Source organism: Pseudomonas sp. GZJR-8 (assembly GCF_002916705.1).
GTDB lineage: Bacteria > Pseudomonadota > Gammaproteobacteria > Pseudomonadales > Pseudomonadaceae > Aquipseudomonas > Aquipseudomonas synxantha_A.
Map to the genome: position 1 here is coordinate 431,086 of NZ_JXSI01000003.1, position 19,751 is coordinate 450,836.

Below are 19,751 nucleotides of genomic sequence, written 5' to 3' on the forward strand. Positions count from 1 at the left end.
TCCCCATGACTCCACCCCTTCCGCGAAGACCCCGCTGGCGCAGCCTCGCCCTGCTGGCATTGTGCTTGGCACCGCTGTTATGGCCGCTGGAGCATTTGGCCGAGCGCTACTACCGCAGCGAATTGGCCGGGCAAAACCGCCAGACTCTCGACCTGTATGTCGCCAACCTGTTGGGCACCTTGCACCGCTACGAAGTATTGCCGCAAATCCTCGGCGATTTGCCGGCCCTGCGCGTCGCCCTGGACGCACCTCACGTCAGTACCAACCTGGCCAATGCCAACCTGTTGCTCAAGGATGTCGCCGCCCAGGCGGGTGTGGAAGTGATGTACCTGATGGACACCACCGGCAAGACCCTTGCCGCTTCCAACTGGGACAAACAAGACAGCTTCGTCGGGCGCAATTTCTCCTTTCGCCCCTATTTCAGCGAAGCCATGGCCGGGCGCCTGGGTCGGTTTTTCGGCCTGGGCACCACCTCAGCCAAGCGCGGCTACTTCTTCGCCGCCGCGGTGCGTGACGGCGACACCATCATCGGCGTGCTGGTGGTCAAGGTCGACCTTGATCACACCGAAAGCCTGTGGGGCAATACCCCGGAACAACTGCTGGTCACCGACCACAACGGCGTGGTGATCCTCACCTCGCGCCCGCAATGGCGATTCCGCGCCACGCGGCCACTGACCGCCGAAGAGCGCCAGGCCATCATCGCCATACAGCCCTACCCCACCCGTGACCCGCAGCCGCTGAGCCTGAGCAGCAGCGCCTGGCTGCGCCAATCCACGGCCATCGCCGAAACCGGCTGGAATGTGGAAATCCTGGCGCCACGCTCGCTGATCAACCGTCCGGTGCGCACGGTTGTCGCCGTGGGCGGTGCCACGTTGTTGGTGCTGATGCTGTTGCTGGGATTGCTGATGCAGCGCCGTCGGCACTACCTGGAACGCATCGCTTTCGAAGCCAAGGCCCGCCGTGAGCTGGAAATGCGCGTGGCCGAGCGTACCAGCGACCTGGAGGGCCTGAACCGGCGCCTGAAACAGGAAGTGCTGGAACGCGAACACGCCCAGCAGGAACTGGTGCGCGCCCAGGACGACCTGGTCCAGGCCGGTAAACTCTCGGCCCTGGGCACCATGTCGGCGAGTATCAGCCATGAGCTGAACCAACCGTTGGCGGCGATTCGCAGCTATGCAGAAAACGCCGAAATCCTCCTCGACCATGAGCGCACCAGCGATGCCCGCGGCAACCTCAAACTGATCAGCGAGCTGACCGGGCGCATGGCCTCGATCATCGCCCATTTGCGTGCATTCGCTCGCCGTGATCGTCACGCACCGGAGAGCGTAGCCTTGCAACCGGCCCTGGATGACGCCCTGGCGTTGCTGGCCAAGCGGCGGCGCTCAATGGAAGTGGAATTGATCCGCGACCTGCCGGAAGCAACCCTATGGGTGCAGGCCGGCGAAACCCGCCTGCGCCAGGTACTGGGTAACTTGCTGGCCAACGCCCTGGACGCCCTCACCGAAAAAGGCCCGCCGCGCAAGCTCTGGCTGAGTGCCGAAACCACGCCCCAGGGCGTCAACCTGTACATTCGCGACAACGGCCCAGGTTTTTGCATGGAAGCCCTGGGCCGCGCCAGCGAGCCGTTCTACACCACCAAGACGCGCACCCAGGGCCTGGGCTTGGGCCTGGCAATCTGCGACACCCTGATGCGCGCCTTTGGTGGCGAACTGTTGTTCGCCAACCACAAGGAAGGCGGCGCGCTGTTAACCTTGAAATTGCGTGCCGGCTCGCCGGGCGTCAGTCTGCAACCGTCCGAGGACCGCAGTGTATGAGCATCGACAACCAGATTCAGGTGGTGTTGATCGACGACGATCCACACCTGCGTCAAGCCCTGTGCCAAACCCTGGACCTGGCCGGACTCAAAGTCCTGCCCCTGGGCGAAGCCACCGGCCTCACCGCACGCCTGTCCCGCGACTGGCCTGGAGTGGTGGTCAGCGACATCCGTATGCCCGGCATGGACGGCCTGGAGCTGCTGGCCGAACTGCATGGCCAGGACCCGGACCTGCCGGTGCTGCTGATCACCGGCCACGGCGACGTACCGTTGGCGGTGCAGGCCATGCGTGCCGGCGCGTATGACTTCCTCGAAAAACCCTTCGCCAGCGACGCACTGCTCGACAGCGTGCGCCGCGCCCTGGCCTTGCGTCGCCTGGTGCTGGACAACCGCAGCCTGCGCCTGGCTCTCAGCGATCGTCAGCAACTGAGCACGCGCCTGGTGGGGCACTCCCCGCAAATGTTGCGCCTGCGCGAGCAGATTGGCGCCTTGGCCGCGACCAAGGCCGATGTGCTGATCCTGGGCGAAACCGGTGCTGGCAAAGAAGTCGTCGCCCGCGCCCTGCATGATCTTTCAAGCCGCCGCAGTGGCCCATTTGTGGCGATCAACGCCGGGGCGCTGGCCGAATCGGTGGTAGAAAGCGAACTGTTCGGCCATGAGCCGGGGGCGTTCACCGGCGCGCAGAAACGCCGCATCGGCAAGTTCGAGTTCGCCAATGGCGGCACGCTGTTTCTCGATGAAATCGAAAGCATGAGCCTGGATGTGCAGGTCAAGTTGCTGCGCCTGTTGCAGGAGCGCGTGGTGGAGCGCTTGGGCGGCAATCAGCTGATTCCGCTGGATATCCGCATTATCGCCGCCACCAAGGAAGACCTGCGCCAAGCCGCTGACCAGGGCCGTTTCCGTGCCGACTTGTATTACCGCCTCAACGTCGCACCGCTACGCATCCCGCCTCTGCGCGAGCGTGGTGAAGATGCATTGATGCTGTTCCAGCACTTCGCCGACGAGGCCAGCAGCCGCCACGGCCTGCCCCTGCATGAGCTGCAACCGGGCCAACGCGCGCTGTTATTGCGCCACAGCTGGCCGGGCAATGTGCGGGAACTGCAAAACGCCGCTGAGCGTTTCGCCCTGGGCCTGGAGTTGGCGCTCGATAGCGCCCAGGACAATCCCGCCGCGGGCGTGCTGACGTCCACGCCCGGCGGCTTGAGCGAGCAAGTCGAGCAGTTCGAAAAAAGCTTGATCGCCGCCGAACTCACCCGCCCTCACAGCTCCGTGCGCAGCCTCGCCGAAGCGTTGGGCGTGCCGCGCAAGACCTTGCACGACAAGTTGCGCAAACACGGTCTGAACTTCGCCGACAGCACCAGCCACAGCGCCGACGACGAATGAATCCGCCTACCACCAAGAGACCGCTATGAGCCGCGACAGCCGTTACCTGGAAGCCGTCCTTCACCACGACATTCCCCTCACCCGGGAGATGGGTCTCAAGGTGCTCGACTGGCGACACGACCAACTGCAGCTGTACCTGCCCTTGCAAGCCAATATCAACCACAAAAGCACCATGTTCGGTGGCAGCCTCTACTGTGGCGCCGTACTGGCAGGCTGGGGTTGGCTGCACCTGAAGCTGCGCGAAGCGGGGATAGAAGACGGTCATATCGTGATTCAGGAAGGGCAGATCAGCTATCCGCTGCCGGTGACGCAGGATGCGACGGCCATTTGCGCGGCGCCGGAAGAAAAAGTGTGGAAGCGTTTCCTGGCGACGTACAAGCGTTATGGACGCGCGCGGTTGGCGCTGCAGACATGGATTGTGAATGAAGGCAGTGAGGAGCGTGCAGTGGCCTTTACCGGCCAGTACGTCCTGCACCGCTAGCAGCCATTACATAAAATAAAAGTGGGAGCTGGCTTGCCTGCGATAGCGGTGGATCAGCCAATACCTGTATGACTGACACTCCGCCATCGCGGGCAAGCGATGCTCCCACATTTTGCTCTGCAGTGATCTTAAGATCTGGCCAGGGTCAACAGGCGCTCACGCCATGCAGCCTTGGCTGGCAGCGCCAGAAAGAACGGGTTCAATAGCGATTCCCGCGCCGGGTAGCTGAACGGCTGACCGTTCAACTCCAACACTTCACCTCCCGCGCCTTCCAGTACGCCCTGTGCCGCAGCGGTATCCCACTGTGAGGTCGGTGCCAGGCGCGGATAGCAGTCAGCACTGCCTTCGGCCAGCAGGCAAAACTTCAACGAGCTGCCGATATTCGCCAGCTTCAGCGCGCCCAAACCTTCGCTCAAGCCATCCAGCAGGCGTTTCTGCTCAGGGCTGGTATGCCGACGACTGGCGACCACAGTAAAGGCTTCGCCCACGGCCGGGGTCTGGCGTACCTGGATCTGCTTGGGTGCGGCCTTCACATCTGAACGCCATGCCCCAAGGCCCGCGCCACCGAAGTAGCAACGGCCAGTGGTCGGCATCGACACTACGCCGAACACCACGCGGCCCTGTTCGATCAAGGCAATATTGACAGTGAATTCTTCGCTGCCGGAAATGAATTCCTTGGTGCCATCCAATGGGTCCACCAGCCACCAGCGCTGCCACTGGGCACGCACGCTCAGATCGATATCGGCGTCTTCTTCGGAGAGTACCGGAATACTCGGATCGAGCGCGGTCAGGCCCGCGAGAATCAGATGGTGAGCGGCCAGATCGGCAGCCGTCACCGGCGAATCATCCGCTTTGGAGGTCACGGCTACATTGGCGCGCCAGTAGGGCAGGATAGCTTCGCCGGCCTGGCGGGCCAGCTCAATCACGGGGGCGATAAACGGGTGGCCTAAAAACAGTTCGCTCATGCGTTGAACGCTCCACGCTGGGTCAACAGATCGCGTACCAGGTACAGCGCGGCAAGCGCTCGGCCCTCGCTGAATTGCTCGTTTTGCGCAAGCGCAGAAAGCTCCCGCAGGTTGACCCTGTCCACGCGCATCGGCTCAGGCTCATCGCCCTCCAGGCGCTCTTCGTAAAGGTCGGTGGCCAGTACTACCTGAATTTTCTGGCTCATATAGCCCGGCGATAACGACAGCTCGGTGATGTGCTCCAACTGCCGTGCGCCATAGCCAGCTTCTTCCTTGAGCTCGCGGTCCGCCGCCGCCAGCACGTCTTCGCCGGGCTCGATCAAACCTTTGGGCAAGGACAATTCATATTCGTCAGTGCCACCGCAGTATTCTTCGACCAGCAATGCATGATCCTCGTCGATCATCGCCACAATCATCACCGCGCCGTAGCCCGCGCCGCGCCCCACCAGGCGCTCGTAGGTCCGTTCAACGCCATTGGAAAAGCGCAACTGCACTTCCTCCACGCGGAACAAACGGCTACTGGCGACTATTTCGCGGGCGAGGACGGTGGGTTTCTGGCGCATAAGCGGCTCCTTGGCGTGATCGGGTTACTATACCGTGGCTTTTCCGATTGTCTGTGTCGGATATCTTTACTTACATGAGAACGCACCATGCCCTCTTTGCCCTGGCACGCCATCGACACCGTCCTGCTGGACATGGACGGCACCCTGCTCGACCTGCATTACGACAACCATTTCTGGATGGAACATCTGCCCCACCGATACGCCGAACTGCACGGCGTGAGCCGGGCCATGGCCGAAATGGAGTTGCAGCCGTTGTTTGAGCGTAACGCCGGACAGTTGCAATGGTATTGCCTGGATTTCTGGAGCACTGAACTGGCGATCCCGGTGCGCGAACTCAAGTTGGAAACCGCCCACCTGATCGCCCTGCGCCCGGATGCCGATACTTTTCTGAAGGCGATCAAACAGGCCGGCAAGCGCGTGATCATGATCACCAACGCTCATCGTGATTCGCTGTCATTGAAGTTGGAACGCATTGAACTGGCGCCGTATTTCGAGCGATTGATCAGCTCCCATGACTACGGTTTTCCCAAGGAAAACCCACAGTTCTGGGAAGCGTTGCAAGCCGATATCCACTTTGACCCGGCCCGTAGTCTGTTTATCGATGACACCTTGCCGATCCTGCGCAGTGCCCGGGATTTCGGCGTGGGGCATTTGCTGGCAGTCAAAGAGCCTGATAGCAAGAAAGGCCCGAAGGACACCGCAGAGTTCGCGGCAGTAGAGGATTACCGCAATCTCATTGTCGGGCTCTGAACCCATGTGGGAGGGGGCTTGCTCCCGATGGCGGTGTATCAGCCAAGTATCAGGTGCTGAACCACCGCCATCGGGAGCAAGCCCCCTCCCACATTTTGTCCTGCGTATTACTCAGGGATACGCAGTGTCTGGCCTGGATAGATTTTGTCCGGGTGCGACAGCAGCGGCTTGTTAGCCTGGAAAATCTTGTCGTACTTATTCGCGTCGCCATAAACCGTTTTAGAGATTGCGCTGAGAGTGTCACCGCTTTTCACAACAACAAAGCGTGAAGCCACGACTACTGGACCAGTTACAGTGATCTGGTCGTCTACGCTTGCCACGCCAGCAATGTTACCCAGCGCCAAAAGGATCTTTTCTTTCTCTTCCTGGCTCGCCACTTCACCAGTCACAGTGACCTTGTCGCCATCCACCGTGGTCTGCACGTTTGGATTACCCAGGCCCACCTTGCTCACATGCTCCTTCAGCTGCTCACTCGCATTCGCATTACCCGGCGTCAACAGATCGATCAACTTCTCGCCAGCTTCCTTCACAAAACTTAAAAGACTCATGGTGCGCTCTCCTTGGGATTTAATTTCCAGATGCCCAAGACTAGACCAGTCCAGCAGACTTGGGTTCCAAACCGGCTAAAGACTCAAAAGTATCCAGATCCGCCGTCCCTGGAATAAGCCCCCGGCGAAATGGGCGGGAACCTTGATCGACGCCATCTATCAATACATCAATACTGGCAATTAGACGCGACCCTTTGTCGCGCCTAGTCTGAACACTGATCAATCCGTCGGTGGTACTGCCCCATGAACGCCAAGCGCCCAACCTGCGCGGCGCCCGCCCTTGAAACGCCCGCGCCCGCCGCCAGCCAGAGCTACCAATACTGCAATCTTGAACACACTGAAGTCGGCAGCACTGCGTTGGCCGAAGAGGTGGCGTTGGCCATTGCCTATAACGATATCAGTCAGGCTGTCATGTTGGTCACACCGACTGATCTTGAGGATTTTATCGTCGGCTTCAGCCTCGGCAGCGGCATTATTGCCGACGTTAGCGACATTTATGATCTCAAAATCAGCGGCGCGGGCTCCGCTCAGTATGCTCAGGTACAGATTTCCAGCCGGGCCTTCTGGAACCTCAAGCAGCAGCGCCGCCAATTGGCGGGCACCAGCGGCTGCGGCCTGTGCGGTGTAGAAGCGGTTGAACAGGCCCTGCCCGACCTTCAAGTGCTGCCCGGCGCGCCCTTGCCGCCAGCGCAATGGCTCGACGGCCTGCGCCAGCGCATCAGTGCGTTCCAACCGTTGGGCCAGTACAGCGGTGCAGTGCACGCAGCGGTGTTTATGAACGATCAAGGCGAATTGCTGTTGGGCCGTGAAGACATCGGCCGGCATAACGCCTTGGATAAATTGATCGGCGCGTTGATCCGCCAAAAGATTCAGACCGACGGCGGCCTGGCGATTGTTACCAGCCGCTGCAGCCTTGAATTGATCCAGAAAGTCTTGCGTGCAGGCATCCAAACCCTGGTCAGCCTGTCGTCGCCCACCGGCCTGGCCTTGCAATGGGCGCGCCGGCATAACCTCAATCTCATCCACCTGCCGCAGAAAAGCGCGCCACGGGTCTACAGCCCAGCGATGGAGCACCAGCCATGAGCCTTCACCACCAAGCCGACCAAACCCCGACTCCGCGCTACAAGCCTTATAAAGGCCCGGCTGGCGGCTGGGGCGCCCTGATCAGCGTGGCACAAGCCTGGCTGACCAGCGATAACGCGCTTAAAAACCTGCGCATGATGCTCAAGACCAACCAGAACGGCGGCTTCGACTGCCCGGGCTGCGCCTGGGGCGACTCGCCGGAAAGCGGCATGGTCAAGTTCTGCGAAAACGGCGCCAAGGCGGTCAACTGGGAAGCCACCAAGCGCCGCGTCGATGCAGCCTTCTTCGCCAAGCACAGCGTCACGGCATTGCTGGAGCAAAGCGACTATTGGCTGGAATACCAGGGCCGCCTGACCGAGCCGATGCGCTATGACGCCGAAACCGACCGCTACACCCCCATCAGCTGGGATGCGGCATTTGACCTGGTCGGCAAGCACCTCAACGCCTTGCCCAGCCCGAACATGGCAGAGTTCTACACCTCGGGTCGCGCCAGCAACGAAGCCGCCTACCTGTATCAGCTGTTTGTGCGCGCCTACGGCACCAACAATTTCCCGGACTGCTCGAACATGTGCCACGAAGCCAGCGGCGTAGCCCTGGCGCAGAGTGTGGGCGTGGGCAAAGGCACCGTGACCTTTGACGACTTCGAACATGCCGACGCTATTTTCGTCTGGGGCCAGAACCCCGGCACCAACCACCCGCGCATGCTTGAACCGTTGCGCGAAGCGGTGAAGCGCGGCGCCCAGGTGGTGTGCATCAACCCCCTGAAAGAGCGCGGCCTGGAGCGCTTCCAGCACCCGCAACACCCGCTGGAAATGCTCACTAACGGCGACAAGCCGACCAACACTGCCTACTTCCGCCCGGCCCTGGGCGGCGACATGGCGATCCTGCGCGGCATGGCCAAGTTCCTGCTGCTGTGGGAACGCCAAGCGCTGGCCGAAGGCAAGGAAGCGGTATTCGACCATGACTTTCTCAATGAACACACCGCCAACGTACTGGAGTATCTGGGCCAGATCGACGACACCTCATGGGAAGAAATCGTCGAGCAATCCGGCCTGACCCTGGTCGAGATCGAGCAAGCGGCGCGCATGTACGCCAAAGGCAAGAACGTGATCATGTGCTGGGCAATGGGGATTACCCAGCACCGTCACTCGGTGCCGACCATCCAGGAAATCGCCAACCTGATGCTACTGCGTGGCAATATCGGCCGCCCTGGTGCCGGCCTGTGCCCCGTGCGCGGTCACAGCAACGTGCAGGGCGATCGAACCATGGGCATCAACGAGCGCCCACCGGTGGCGTTCCTTGACGCGCTGGAGCGTCGTTTCCAGTTTCAGGTGCCGCGAGACAATGGTCACAACGTGGTGGAAGCGATTCACGCCATGCTCGAAGGCCGCTCCAAGGTGTTTATCGGCCTGGGCGGCAACTTCGCCCAAGCCACGCCTGACAGCCCGCGTACCTTCGAAGCCCTGCGCAATTGCGACCTCACCGTGCAAATCAGCACCAAGCTCAACCGCAGCCACCTGATGCACGGTAAAGACGCACTGATCCTGCCGTGCCTGGGCCGTACTGATATCGACATCCAGGCCGACGGCCCGCAAGCGGTGACGGTGGAAGATTCGTTCAGCATGGTCCATGGCTCCAATGGCCAACTGCAACCGCTGTCGGCGCTGATGAAATCCGAGCCCGCGATCCTCGCCGGAATTGCCGCCGCCACCCTGGGCAGCACACCGGTGGACTGGAACTGGCTGGTAGCCGACTACGGGCGCATCCGCGACCTGATCGCCGACACCATCCCGGGCTTCAAGGATTTCAACGAACGCATCAAGCACCCAGGTGGTTTTTACCTTGGCAACTCGGCCGGTGCACGTCGCTGGAACACGCCGTCGGGCCGCGCCAATTTCCGCCCTAACATCCTGCCCAAAGACCTGATCCACGAACGCACCCACGCCACGGGCCGGGTACCAGACCTGATCATGCAGTCGATGCGCTCCCACGATCAGTACAACACCACTATTTACGGCCTGGACGACCGTTACCGTGGCGTCAAGGGCCAGCGTGACGTGCTGTTCGTCAACGAAGCCGACATCATCCGCCTGGGCTTCAAGCCAGGGCAGAAGGCCGACATTGTGTCGCTGTGGGAGGACGGCCGTGAGCGCCGGGTGAAGGGCTTTACCTTGCTGGCGTTTGATATTCCGGCCGGACAGGCGGCAGCGTACTACCCGGAAGTGAACCCACTGGTGCCGTTGGAAAGCACCGGCGACGGCAGCCATACGCCGACGTCGAAGTTCGTCGCAATTCGTCTGGAGGCGGCGAGTGATACTGGGTTGATCATGGCGCGCTCGGCCTGACCCGGGATCTTTGTTGTTTGAATGACCGCTTTCGAGGCCCGCACAATCTCTACATATTCTACGGGCACAAAAAAGGCCGCTTTTGCATAAAAGCGGCCGTTCCGAAGTAACTAAAGACCTGTAAAAACAATTTAAGTTCCCCATACAAAACAGCAACTTAGCAAATTGTATACAACCTCTGCCGCCGGTCGGATTTCGATTGTCAGCGACCCGATACAACCTCAGGATCGCGCCGTCATCCCCTTGAGGTTTCCCTGAATGAAGTTCTCCTCGATTCTCTTGTTGTCCCTTGGCCTGGTCAGTGGCGCAGCCATGGCCGGTGGCACCACCGAAGCCGGTGTAGGCGGCGCATTGGGCGGGGTTCTAGGTTCTGTTGTCGGCCAGCAGCTGGGCGGCAATACCGGTTCGACCATCGGCGCGGCCCTGGGCGGCGCGGGTGGTAGTGCGGTCGGCGCCGACAAGCGCAGCCGTGGCGAAGCCGCCATTGGCGGCGCACTGGGCGCAGCTGGCGGCAACGTCGTGGGCCGCAGTGTCGGCGGCAGTACCGGCGCACTGATCGGCTCGGCGGCCGGCGGTGGCGCGGGCGGTGCACTGGGCAACTACATGGGTAACGAAAGTGACCGCGACGACCGCCGTTATCGCGACCGCGACCGTGACGACCGTCGCTACTACCGCGATGGCCATCCAGGCCGTGGTCATGCCTATGGGCATCGCAAGAACAAGCACCACTACCGTCATCGGTAAGCTCTGAAGAGCACCTCAGTACTAATGTGGGAGGAGCAAGCCCCCTCCCACATGGGGTGCCGCAAGGTCAGACCACCAGTCGCTGCAACGCCTCGCGCAACATCCCCGGTATCGGCACAGGCTGGTTCGAGGCCCGATCCACAAACACATGCACAAAGCGCCCCGCCGCACAGGCTTCTTCTTCGCCTGCCTTGAACACCGCCAGCTCATACTGCACCGAACTGTTGCCCAACTTGCCCACTCGCAGGCCGATTTCAATGCGCTCGGGAAAGGCCACCGAGGCAAAATAGTCACAGGCCGAACTCACCACAAACCCCACCACTTCACCGTCATGAATATCCAGCCCGCCCTGTTCAATCAGGTAGGTATTCACCGCCGTATCGAAGAAGCTGTAGTAGGTGACGTTGTTCACATGGCCGTAGGCATCGTTGTCGTGCCAGCGTGTGGTGATGGGCTGGAAGTAGCGGTAATCGGCGCGCAGGGGCGTTGAGTCAGGCATCGGCAAGTCTCTTCAGAGTAGGTCTAATTGAGCGCGGGCCCATTCGCGAACTTCGGCGTAGGGGTAGTCTTCCAGCGCAGCGAAACCGGGAATGCCCCGCGCCTTCAACTTGGTAAACAACGGCACGCTGATACCGCCAAGAAACCGCGTCAGCCGCTCGGCACTGGGTAGCTCGCCAGTGTGCTCATGATGCCTGTGGATAAAATCGCCGCACAGCCCCATGAAGCTTTTATCCACAAGCGGCGGCAGGCTTGGCGAAGGCGGCAGATACGCGACATGGCCGTGGCACACCGAACAATGTCCACAACGCTGGGGAGCGTTTTCATCACCAAAGTACTGCGCCAGGCGCTGCCCCAGGCAGTGCTCGGTGGCGAACAGGTCGAGCATGGCGTGAATCCGCGCCACCTCCGTTACTTCATGCTGCTTGAAGCCTGTGTATAACTCGGCGCTCAACACCACCGGATCGAAATCGGTGTCGAGCAAACTGTAGACCTCGGTCATCTGTTTGCTTTCCAGCTCGATCAGGCCCTGCTCCTGGAAGTAATCCAGCGCCTTGACCACCCGGCTGCGCTCGGCATTGTGCTGTTGATACAGCGCGTCGAAATCCACCGTTGCCCAGGTTTTCGCACGCTTGCACACCTGGATGATCGCCGCGACGAACTGCTGCCGCTCGCCGGAAAAACGTGCGAGCAAAGCGTCGGGCTCGACCAGGTACTTGAAACGGTATTCGGCATAAAACGCGTAGCGCGGCGCGATCACACCCTTGAGTTCCAACTGCACCAGCAGCGTCTTGAGTGGCAGCTCGCGAATATTGCTGTGATCGGACAACGACCTGAGCAGGAACTCCCACTGCCCTTCACTGCGTGCGGCCTGCAACTCCTCGAGGACACGGCCAATGCCCTCTTGCTCCGGCGTGTCGCCGTAGACGAAATTTTCCAGCACATTGAGGCTGTCGCGATTGGCCAACACCAGGCAATCCGACGGCTGCCCGTCACGCCCTGCACGGCCGATTTCCTGGCTGTAGTTCTCGATGGACTTTGGCAGGTCGAAGTGCACCACATTGCGGATATCGCTTTTATCGATGCCCATGCCGAACGCGATCGTCGCGACAATGCAATTGGAGCGCCCACCCATGAAACGCTGCTGGATGCCTTCGCGTTTATCGTGGGGCAGCCCCGCGTGGTAAGCCTCGGCCTGAATGCCGTGGCGGTTCAGATGCTCGGCAATCTGCTCGGCGGTTTTCTGCAAGGTGACGTAGACAATGCTCGGCTGGTTGGGCCGCTCTCTCATCCACTCCACCAGCCGGCGACGTTTGTCCTGGCCGCTGACCGGCTCCACCAGCAGGTTGAGGTTGGGCCGGTAGAAGCCTGTGGTGACCACGTCACCCGGAGCAATCGCGAACTTGGCCTGCATGTCGGCAATCACCTTGGGCGTGGCCGTAGCTGTCAGCAGCAACGCTTGCGGGATATTGAACTGACGCTGGTAGTCCGGCAGCTTCAAGTAATCCGGGCGGAAGTTATGGCCCCATTCGGAGATACAGTGCGCTTCATCCACCACCAGCAGTGAGATCTGCACGCTGTGCAGGAAGTTACGAAAGCGCTCGTTCTTCAAGCGCTCCACCGAAATCATAAGGATTTTCAACTCGCCCGAACGCGCACGGGCCATCACATCGTTGGCCTCATCACGGCTCTGGGCCGAATCGATACTGCCCGCCGAAATGCCATGGCGCTGCAGGAACCCCAATTGATCCTGCATCAACGCCAACAAGGGTGAGACCACCAGCGTCAGGTGCGGCAGCAACACCGCCGACAGCTGGTAGCACAAAGATTTACCCGACCCCGTAGGGAAAATTGCTGCTGCCGAACGCCCGGCCAGGACGGCGCTGACCGTCTCTTCCTGGCCCAGGCGAAACTGTGGATAACCAAAGACCTGCTGGAGGGTGTCGTGCATAAGGCTGTCACTCCATTGACCGCTGAACGTGGCTTAAAAACGTAGCCCAGTAAGTTCGGCGAATCGAGAAAGGTCGCAAGGAAATAAGAGACAGGATGATACACAGGCAGGGGATGGCCCAGGGCCGACGGGGAATATTGCGAAAACTCACATTGAATTAAGATCTTCGGCGGGATTTTGATACAGGTTACGACTTGGTTTTTATACTGCCTTCCCCCTGAAGCATTGCGCTACAATCACAGCCTTGCTACCCAGGAGTACGCTGCAATGAGCGAACTGACGTTTGAGCAAAAGCAGGATCACTATCACAAGATCCGCCGTTCCAATTACCTGGCCAGCCTGCGCCTGGAAGGGTTCGATACCCAACCGACCGATGTCGACAAGCCCCTGCCGACCCGCGAAGCCGTCCTGGCCAAATACCGCAATACCTCACGCTGATGCTCGACAAATACGGGGTGGGCCAGGACCCGTACTGCTACCCCGGTAGCAGCGTCCTGCGCAACCGCCTCGATTTGCTCGATGAACACCGCCTGCACGAGGCAGAGCGGGAGTTATCCGAGATTGCAGTAGGCAACCTTCCGCTCTTTCCGCCGCCCTACGACCTTGATCGTCTGCAACACATCCACCGCGTCCTGTTCGGTGACCTCTACGATTGGGCCGGTGAACTGCGCAGCGTCAACATCCAGAAAGGTGAGACGCTGTTCTGCACCCCGGAGCGCATCCCGCCGGAAGCAGCGAAGATCATCCGGCATATGCAGGAAGCCAATTGGTATACCGGCGCGTCCCAGGCCGATCTCGTTCACCACATCGCTGAAGCTTATGGCGATCTGAATGTTATCCATCCCTTCCGTGAAGGCAACGGACGGGCTCAGCGGATCCTGTTTGAACAGATCATCGTGAATGCGGGATTTTCGGTGAATTGGTGGCTGGTGAAACACGCGGCATGGATACCCGCGAATATTGATGCGGTGGCGTGTGATTATCGGGGATTGGAGGCGATTTTTGGGCGGTGTATCAGTAAGCCTCTCAGTGTCTGATCGAAGCGCGAACGATTAAACTATCTGTTTATTGCCCGATAACAAACTCACTTCTAAGCCACTGACCACCTGAACGCGACAGCCCCCTCACCCACTCCTATGTACCCACCATGAACCTGGCCCCCAACTTCCCCGAAGATCCTGTCATGCAGCAACTCCTGCAATTGCTGCATGAAGAATTCACTCTGCCGAAACACAAGACCATCAGCCTGCAAACCTCGCTCAACTTCGACCTTGCTTGCGATGGCGTTGAGGCCAAGCAATTCATGGAGGCGCTGGAACAGGATTTCGGGGTAGACCTAAGCGACTACGACGCTTATCGTTACTTTCAGCCGCCGGTATTCGACGTATTCTTGAAGCGACGCGCCAAAGGCCGTGGCGACAAAATACCGCTGACCATCGGCATGCTCTACCTGGCGAGCAAGACCCTCAGGTGGGACACGCAGACCTTGGAAAACCTGAGCTGATCCCAAGAGCACTGAGATACCAATGTGGGAGGGGCTTGCTCCCGATGGCGGTGAATCAGTCAGCTTATCTATAGCTGACCCACCGCTATCGGGAGCAAGCCCCCTCCCACATTGGTTCTGCGCTAATCTGGCGAGCAGTGTGCATAACAAGGATCTTACATGGACGTACTAATGGGCCTGCTGGCCGCCCTGCTCTGGGGTGGCACGGACTTTCTGGTGGGCCTCAATGCCCGCGCCGTTGGCGTTAAACGCGCGGTGTATTTCGGCCAAGCCCTCGGCTTTCTGATCATGACTCTGCTGCTGGTCATTTTCCCGGCCTTCCTGTTCAAATCCCTTGATGCGCCGTTGAGCGTCTGGCTCCTGGGCATCGCAGCGGCCCTGCTGACCGTCTCTGGAGCCCTCGCGCTGTCCAAGGCTTTCGCCCTGGGCAAAGCCGCCATCGTCGCGCCATTGGTCACGTCCTATGGCGTGGTGACCACCCTGCTGTCCTGGGCCAGCGGTGAGCACATCAGCCTGATACAACTGGGCTGCATAGCCCTGTGCGTGATCGGCGTGATCCTGTCCAGCATCCACAAGGACAACGGCACGCCCCACAACAACCCGCGCCTGTCCATCGCCTACGCCATGCTCGCAGCAACGCTGTACGGCACCAGTTTCTGGCTGCAAGGTCGCTACACCCTGCCGGCACTGGGGCCGATCACCATGTTGTGGTTGGGGTACCTGGTGGGCCTGTGCGTGCTGGTGGTGATGGTGCTGAAGATCAAGGACGGCCTGAAGATCCCACCACTGAAAAATTGCGCGACGTTGACCGGTGCGAGCCTGATGAACCTCGGCGGGTTCTCGGCGTTTTCGTGGGGGGCGATGGCCGGCTCGGTTTCGGTGGTGACCGTGATCAGTACGCTGTCAGGCGGTATCGCGGCGATCCTGGGGTTTGTGTTTTTCAAGGAGCGCTTGTCGGCGGTACAGGTGCTCGGGGTTGTGCTGGTGCTGGTCGGCGCGGTGCTGCTGCACATCGCCCACTAACCCTGCGCGCACAAAAAAGCCGCCTACAAGAGGCGGCTTTTTCACAACAGCTAAGTCTTACAACTTAGGACCCGCCGCCTTGATCGCATCGCTCACTTCAAACTTCTTGAAGTTCTCGATAAACAGACCAGCCAGCGCCTTCGCGGCTTCGTCGTAGGCAGCTTTGTCAGCCCAGGTGTTACGTGGGTTCAACAGGCCGGTTTCAACGCCCGGTACGGCCAATGGCACGTCGAGGTTGATGGTGTCCAGGTGTTCAGTTTGCGCACCGATCAACGCGCCGCTCTGGATCGCTGCAATCACGCCGCGAGTAGTCGGGATGTTGAAGCGCTTGCCAACGCCGTAGCCGCCACCGGTCCAGCCGGTGTTGACCAGGTAGACCTTGGAGCCGAAACCACGGATGCGCTTGATCAAAAGCTCAGCGTATTCGCCGGCCGGACGCGGGAAGAACGGCGCGCCGAAGCAGGTGGAGAAGGTCGACTTGATACCGCTGCCGGAACCCATTTCAGTCGAGCCCACCAACGCGGTGTAGCCGGACAGGAAGTGGTAGGCCGCTTGTTCTTCGCTGAGGATCGACACTGGCGGCAGTACGCCGGTCAGGTCGCAGGTCAGGAAGATCACTGCGTTTGGCTCGCCGCCCAGGTTCTTCTCGGAACGCTTGGCAACGTGCTCCAGCGGGTAGGCGGCACGGCTGTTCTGGGTCAGGCTGACATCAGCGTAGTCGGCGTGCTTGGCCTCGTCGATCACGACGTTTTCCAGCACGGCGCCGTGCTTGATGGCTTTCCAGATAACCGGCTCGTTCTTCTCCGACAGGTCGATGCACTTGGCATAGCAACCGCCTTCGATGTTGAACACTACGCCTTCGCCCCAGCCGTGTTCGTCGTCACCGATCAGGTAACGGCTTTCGTCGGCCGACAGGGTGGTCTTGCCGGTGCCGGACAGGCCGAAGAACAGGGTCACGTCGCCTGCTTCGCCAATGTTGGCGGCGCAGTGCATCGGCAGTACATCGGCGGCCGGCAGCAGGAAGTTCTGCACCGAGAACATGGCTTTTTTCATTTCACCGGCGTAACGCATACCGGCGATCAGCACTTTTTTCTGTGCGAAGTTGAGGATCACGCAACCGTCGGAGTTGGTGCCGTCGCGCTCTGGCACGCACTCGAAGTTGGCCACGTTGAGCACTTGCCACTCTTCACGACCGGCCGGGTTGTACTGGGCCGGGTTGATGAACAGGCAACGACCGAACAGGTTCTGCCAGGCAGTCTGGGTGGTCATTTTCACGGCCAGGTAGTGGTCTTCTGCGGCCCCTACGTGAACATGGGAAACGAAATGCTCTTGCGCGTTGTTGAACGCCTCGACGCGAGCCCACAGGGCATCGAACTTGTCGGCCGGGAACTTGCGGTTGATCGGGCCCCAGGCAATGGCGTCCTGGGTGGAAGGCTCTTCAACGATAAAACGGTCGACCGGCGAACGACCGGTGCGGTGACCGGTTTCGACAACCAGCGCACCAGTATCGGCAAGCACGCCTTCACCGCGCTGCAGGGCTTCTTTGACCAGATCGTCAACACTCAGATCGGTGTATACGGCGTTATTGGCTTGCGTCATGAGGTTCCCCGTCGGCCTATGGCCGAGTGCTCCAAACGTTTTGTAGTAGAAAGTTGCGCACTACTACCGCGAAAAAAGTGGGCCGGATTATGCCAGAAAAGCCCAAAAAGAGTAGGGCCCTCCCGTCAGAACACCTCTAATCCGGCGTTTGTCAGGTGATTTACCTGTGCTTAAACGTTTTAGTGGCGGGTGTCGGAAGGGGTGTCGATGCCCGCTCCGGCGAACAATTGGGCTACATCAGCGGCATCGAACAGGTAGCGCTGGTTGCAGAACTGGCAATCAATCTCGATATGGCCGCCGTGTTCCACCACCAGATTTTGCGCATCTTCCAGGCCCAGGCTGACCAAGGCGTTGCCTGAACGCTCGCGCGAACAGCTGCAATGAAAGTGCAAGGCTTGCGAGTCAAACAACCGCACAGCCTCTTCATGGTAAAGGCGGTGCAGGATGGTTTCGTTGTCCAGGCCCAGCAGTTCTTCGGCCTTCAACGTATCAGCCAAGGCGATGATATGCCGCCAGCTTTCGGCACGATCATCCTCATCCTTGATGCGGTCGGCCGGCAATTGTTGCACCAGCAAACCACGGGCACGTTTGCCGTCGGCGTTAAGCCAGAACTTGGTGCCCACCTGCTGGGACATTACGAAGTAGTTGGTGAAGCACTCCGACAGGGTTTGGCCATCGAGGTCGACAATGCCCTGGTAGCGTTGGCCTTCGGTCGGGTCGACGGTGAGTGCCAGGACGCCATTGGGCATCAGGTCGGCCAAGGTGGCGTCCGCGGCGATCTGGTCGGCTTCATAACGGGCCAGGCCACGGATTTCGCGCTCGCTGGAGCACTCGATCATCAACATGGGCACCGGCCCTTCGGAACGGGCCTGCAAGATCAGCAACCCGTCGAACTTCATGGTGCCAACCAGCAGCGCCGCGGCGGCCATCAGCTCGCCGAGCAATTGCGCGACCGGCTCCGGATAGGCGTGCTTGGCAAGGACTTCGGCATAGCTGAGCTCCAACGACACCATCTCGCCGCGGGCATCGCTCTCATCGAAGATGAAGCGTTGGGTGAAGTCGGTATCCGGTAGATCAGTCATAGGTCTGGGTATCTGAAGTGATGACAAAATGATTACAAGGTTTATAAAATTAAACGCTTTAGCACCATCTTGGTGCGACTTCTCCTGAATTCAAGGAGCTGAATAGAGCGATGAGGGACAGTTTATGAACAATCCGGGTTTGTTCCAAGCCAACTGGAACCTCCGGCGATGGGCTCTTTGCAATCTACTCGCTATCGGACTGCTGTGTTTTTGGCTGTGGCCCACGGGCCAGATGCTGTGTGTGATTTTCGACGAGTGGCTGTTTCATCTGCTCAATGGCCCGCTGGCAACCAATTCGACCTGGCTGCATGTGTGGGCCGTGGCCAGCCTGCGGCCGTTTGATGCAGTGGTCGGCGTTATTTTGCTGACGCTGCTGATCCGCGGCGACTGGGTGTTCAAGGCCGTGCAGGTGCGCCAGGCGTTTTTTGGTTTTCTCGGCATTCTGCTGCTGTTGCTGTTTATTCGCATGTTGTTCTCCAAACTCGCGGCGCATATGGGCTGGCAGCACAGCAGCCCATCCATGGTGATCAGCGGCGCGATTCAGATGAGTGATTTTTTCCCGGGACTGGAGAAAACCTGGGAGTTGAAGGACCGTTCCAGCCAGAGCTTCCCGGGCGACCATGCCTCGGTGCTGTTGATCTGGGGGATGTTCATGACCGTATTTGCCAAGCGCATCGGCCAGGTGCTGGTGATCTGGGGCCTGGCGCTGCTGTTCATGATGCCGCGCCTGGTTGCGGGCGCGCACTGGGGTCAGGACGATTACATAGGTGGCGTATTGCTGGCGCTGTTGGCGCTGGGGTGGGGGTATTACACGCCGTTTGCGGCGAAGGTGTCGGGGTTCCTGTTGCGGGTAACCGCGCCGGTGTTCGGGTTGCTTGGAAAACTGCCGGTGATCGGGCGATTGAGCGTCATACGCACCGCTCCTTAAATACGCGGGTTAAATGTGGGAGGGGGCTTGCTCCCTCCCACATTTTGATCTGCTGCCGGCAGGAGATTCGTAATCAATCGTCGTTGCCGCTGCCGCGGAACTTGAATAGATCGCGGCGCTGCTTCTTGCTTGGCTTGCCATCGGTGGTCATTCCAGTCGCTCCCGCCTTGCGCATGGCCGCTGCGTTTTCGCGCTTGGCGATACTCGCTTCGGTCTCGGTGTACAGCGCCTGCGCTTCGGGTGCCCCACGGCGCACGACAGAAAGCGCCTGCACCACGACGGTCTTTTCATCAAACCCTGTACGAATCTGAAACTCATCGCCGATACGTGGCTCTTTGCCCGGCTTGCAGCGCTCGCCGCGATGATGAACCTTCCCGCTTTCGATTGCGGCCTTGGCCAGGGCACGGGTTTTGTAGAACCGCGCGGCCCACAACCACTTGTCCAGTCGGACCTTTTCTTCCTCTTCCTGTTTTTGACCCACTTGAATTCCT

General features: G+C 60.0%; 20 protein-coding genes. 12 read left to right on the forward strand and 8 right to left on the reverse strand.

What is annotated here, in order from left to right:
• Positions 1–5: 5 nt before the first annotated feature.
• Genes TK42_RS08230 through TK42_RS08240 form a run of 3 tightly spaced genes read left to right on the forward strand, consistent with a single transcriptional unit; the run spans position 6 to position 3,677 of the window.
• Entirely contained in the window at positions 6–1,814 is a 1,809-nt protein-coding gene (locus TK42_RS08230; RefSeq protein WP_103733976.1) for an ATP-binding protein, read from the forward strand.
• Positions 1,811–3,196 (forward strand): sigma-54 dependent transcriptional regulator, encoded by a 1,386-nt coding sequence (locus tag TK42_RS08235; RefSeq protein ID WP_032878393.1) that lies wholly within the window; start codon positions 1,811–1,813, stop codon positions 3,194–3,196. Before TK42_RS08230 ends, TK42_RS08235 begins: the two co-directional genes overlap by 4 nt.
• A gap of 25 nt (positions 3,197–3,221) precedes the next feature.
• A complete protein-coding gene (locus TK42_RS08240; RefSeq protein ID WP_103733977.1) occupies positions 3,222–3,677 on the forward strand; it encodes a thioesterase domain-containing protein in 456 nt (151 codons plus the stop codon).
• A gap of 128 nt (positions 3,678–3,805) precedes the next feature.
• On the opposite strand, the gene cysQ is transcribed toward TK42_RS08240, so the two are convergent.
• Both cysQ and nudE read right to left on the reverse strand, forming a co-directional pair.
• Positions 3,806–4,642, reverse strand: coding sequence for a 3'(2'),5'-bisphosphate nucleotidase CysQ (gene cysQ, locus TK42_RS08245; RefSeq protein WP_103733978.1), 837 nt, complete (start codon positions 4,640–4,642; stop codon positions 3,806–3,808).
• A complete protein-coding gene (gene nudE, locus TK42_RS08250; RefSeq protein WP_005783845.1) occupies positions 4,639–5,205 on the reverse strand; it encodes an ADP compounds hydrolase NudE in 567 nt (188 codons plus the stop codon). The genes cysQ and nudE overlap by 4 nt, the downstream gene beginning before the upstream one ends.
• 87 nt (positions 5,206–5,292) lie before the next feature.
• Here nudE and yrfG point away from each other — a divergent pair, with 87 nt between their 5' ends.
• Positions 5,293–5,955: a GMP/IMP nucleotidase gene (gene yrfG / locus TK42_RS08255; RefSeq protein WP_103733979.1), complete on the forward strand. Its 663-nt coding sequence runs from the start codon at positions 5,293–5,295 to the stop codon at positions 5,953–5,955.
• Between the two features lie 107 nt (positions 5,956–6,062).
• Here the strand turns inward: yrfG and lysM are convergent, their stop codons facing one another.
• A complete protein-coding gene (gene lysM / locus TK42_RS08260; RefSeq protein ID WP_103733980.1) occupies positions 6,063–6,503 on the reverse strand; it encodes a peptidoglycan-binding protein LysM in 441 nt (146 codons plus the stop codon).
• Between the two features lie 243 nt (positions 6,504–6,746).
• On the opposite strand from lysM, the gene fdhD reads away from it, so the two are divergent.
• The 3 genes from fdhD to TK42_RS08275 all read left to right on the forward strand — a co-directional run bounded on the left by fdhD (position 6,747) and on the right by TK42_RS08275 (position 10,675).
• Entirely contained in the window at positions 6,747–7,586 is an 840-nt protein-coding gene (fdhD, locus tag TK42_RS08265) for a formate dehydrogenase accessory sulfurtransferase FdhD (protein WP_032878399.1), read from the forward strand.
• Entirely contained in the window at positions 7,583–9,931 is a 2,349-nt protein-coding gene (locus tag TK42_RS08270; RefSeq protein WP_103733981.1) for an FdhF/YdeP family oxidoreductase, read from the forward strand. Before fdhD ends, TK42_RS08270 begins: the two co-directional genes overlap by 4 nt.
• A 258-nt stretch (positions 9,932–10,189) precedes the next feature.
• Positions 10,190–10,675 carry a glycine zipper domain-containing protein gene (locus tag TK42_RS08275; protein WP_005783837.1) on the forward strand — a complete coding sequence of 162 codons (486 nt, stop codon included), beginning with the start codon at positions 10,190–10,192 and terminating at the stop codon, positions 10,673–10,675.
• A 67-nt stretch (positions 10,676–10,742) separates the two neighbouring features.
• Here the strand turns inward: TK42_RS08275 and TK42_RS08280 are convergent, their stop codons facing one another.
• Both TK42_RS08280 and TK42_RS08285 read right to left on the reverse strand, forming a co-directional pair.
• Positions 10,743–11,174: a thioesterase family protein gene (locus tag TK42_RS08280; RefSeq protein WP_103733982.1), complete on the reverse strand. Its 432-nt coding sequence runs from the start codon at positions 11,172–11,174 to the stop codon at positions 10,743–10,745.
• Between the two features lie 12 nt (positions 11,175–11,186).
• Positions 11,187–13,124, reverse strand: a complete 1,938-nt coding sequence (locus tag TK42_RS08285; protein WP_103733983.1) for an ATP-dependent DNA helicase RecQ — start codon at positions 13,122–13,124, stop codon at positions 11,187–11,189.
• Between the two features lie 267 nt (positions 13,125–13,391).
• On the opposite strand from TK42_RS08285, the gene TK42_RS08290 reads away from it, so the two are divergent.
• From TK42_RS08290 to TK42_RS08305, 4 genes are all read left to right on the forward strand, one after another.
• Complete coding sequence (locus tag TK42_RS08290) at positions 13,392–13,562, forward strand: YhfG family protein (protein ID WP_003187692.1); 171 nt, start codon at positions 13,392–13,394, stop codon at positions 13,560–13,562.
• Positions 13,562–14,161: a Fic family protein gene (locus tag TK42_RS08295; RefSeq protein ID WP_103733984.1), complete on the forward strand. Its 600-nt coding sequence runs from the start codon at positions 13,562–13,564 to the stop codon at positions 14,159–14,161. Before TK42_RS08290 ends, TK42_RS08295 begins: the two co-directional genes overlap by 1 nt.
• A gap of 110 nt (positions 14,162–14,271) precedes the next feature.
• A complete protein-coding gene (locus TK42_RS08300; RefSeq protein ID WP_005783828.1) occupies positions 14,272–14,628 on the forward strand; it encodes a DUF1493 family protein in 357 nt (118 codons plus the stop codon).
• 159 nt (positions 14,629–14,787) lie between these two features.
• Positions 14,788–15,651 carry a DMT family transporter gene (locus TK42_RS08305; protein ID WP_248133279.1) on the forward strand — a complete coding sequence of 288 codons (864 nt, stop codon included), beginning with the start codon at positions 14,788–14,790 and terminating at the stop codon, positions 15,649–15,651.
• Positions 15,652–15,708: 57 nt separating this feature from the next.
• Here TK42_RS08305 and TK42_RS08310 read toward each other — a convergent pair whose 3' ends face one another.
• A complete protein-coding gene (locus TK42_RS08310; RefSeq protein WP_005783824.1) occupies positions 15,709–17,250 on the reverse strand; it encodes a phosphoenolpyruvate carboxykinase in 1,542 nt (513 codons plus the stop codon).
• A 179-nt stretch (positions 17,251–17,429) separates the two neighbouring features.
• Positions 17,430–18,332 (reverse strand): Hsp33 family molecular chaperone HslO, encoded by a 903-nt coding sequence (gene hslO, locus TK42_RS08315; RefSeq protein ID WP_005783822.1) that lies wholly within the window; start codon positions 18,330–18,332, stop codon positions 17,430–17,432.
• A 124-nt stretch (positions 18,333–18,456) separates the two neighbouring features.
• On the opposite strand from hslO, the gene TK42_RS08320 reads away from it, so the two are divergent.
• Positions 18,457–19,260 (forward strand): phosphatase PAP2 family protein, encoded by an 804-nt coding sequence (locus TK42_RS08320; protein ID WP_032878407.1) that lies wholly within the window; start codon positions 18,457–18,459, stop codon positions 19,258–19,260.
• 73 nt (positions 19,261–19,333) lie between these two features.
• On the opposite strand, the gene TK42_RS08325 is transcribed toward TK42_RS08320, so the two are convergent.
• The gene (locus TK42_RS08325) at positions 19,334–19,741 is read right to left on the reverse strand and encodes an RNA-binding S4 domain-containing protein (RefSeq protein ID WP_005783819.1); all 408 of its coding nucleotides are present in this window, start codon (positions 19,739–19,741) and stop codon (positions 19,334–19,336) included.
• Positions 19,742–19,751 lie beyond the last annotated feature (10 nt).

Coding starts and splice junctions, on each gene's coding strand:
- nudE (WP_005783845.1), bottom strand. CDS start 5,205: ATGCGCCAGAAACCCACCGTCCTCGCCCGCGAAATAGTCGCCAGTAGC.
- TK42_RS08235 (WP_032878393.1), top strand. CDS start 1,811: ATGAGCATCGACAACCAGATTCAGGTGGTGTTGATCGACGACGATCCA.
- cysQ (WP_103733978.1), bottom strand. CDS start 4,642: ATGAGCGAACTGTTTTTAGGCCACCCGTTTATCGCCCCCGTGATTGAG.
- TK42_RS08300 (WP_005783828.1), top strand. CDS start 14,272: ATGAACCTGGCCCCCAACTTCCCCGAAGATCCTGTCATGCAGCAACTC.
- yrfG (WP_103733979.1), top strand. CDS start 5,293: ATGCCCTCTTTGCCCTGGCACGCCATCGACACCGTCCTGCTGGACATG.
- TK42_RS08285 (WP_103733983.1), bottom strand. CDS start 13,124: ATGCACGACACCCTCCAGCAGGTCTTTGGTTATCCACAGTTTCGCCTG.
- TK42_RS08290 (WP_003187692.1), top strand. CDS start 13,392: ATGAGCGAACTGACGTTTGAGCAAAAGCAGGATCACTATCACAAGATC.
- hslO (WP_005783822.1), bottom strand. CDS start 18,332: ATGACTGATCTACCGGATACCGACTTCACCCAACGCTTCATCTTCGAT.
- TK42_RS08270 (WP_103733981.1), top strand. CDS start 7,583: ATGAGCCTTCACCACCAAGCCGACCAAACCCCGACTCCGCGCTACAAG.
- TK42_RS08230 (WP_103733976.1), top strand. CDS start 6: ATGACTCCACCCCTTCCGCGAAGACCCCGCTGGCGCAGCCTCGCCCTG.
- TK42_RS08275 (WP_005783837.1), top strand. CDS start 10,190: ATGAAGTTCTCCTCGATTCTCTTGTTGTCCCTTGGCCTGGTCAGTGGC.
- TK42_RS08240 (WP_103733977.1), top strand. CDS start 3,222: ATGAGCCGCGACAGCCGTTACCTGGAAGCCGTCCTTCACCACGACATT.
- lysM (WP_103733980.1), bottom strand. CDS start 6,503: ATGAGTCTTTTAAGTTTTGTGAAGGAAGCTGGCGAGAAGTTGATCGAT.
- TK42_RS08320 (WP_032878407.1), top strand. CDS start 18,457: ATGAACAATCCGGGTTTGTTCCAAGCCAACTGGAACCTCCGGCGATGG.
- fdhD (WP_032878399.1), top strand. CDS start 6,747: ATGAACGCCAAGCGCCCAACCTGCGCGGCGCCCGCCCTTGAAACGCCC.
- TK42_RS08305 (WP_248133279.1), top strand. CDS start 14,788: ATGGACGTACTAATGGGCCTGCTGGCCGCCCTGCTCTGGGGTGGCACG.
- TK42_RS08295 (WP_103733984.1), top strand. CDS start 13,562: ATGCTCGACAAATACGGGGTGGGCCAGGACCCGTACTGCTACCCCGGT.
- TK42_RS08280 (WP_103733982.1), bottom strand. CDS start 11,174: ATGCCTGACTCAACGCCCCTGCGCGCCGATTACCGCTACTTCCAGCCC.
- TK42_RS08310 (WP_005783824.1), bottom strand. CDS start 17,250: ATGACGCAAGCCAATAACGCCGTATACACCGATCTGAGTGTTGACGAT.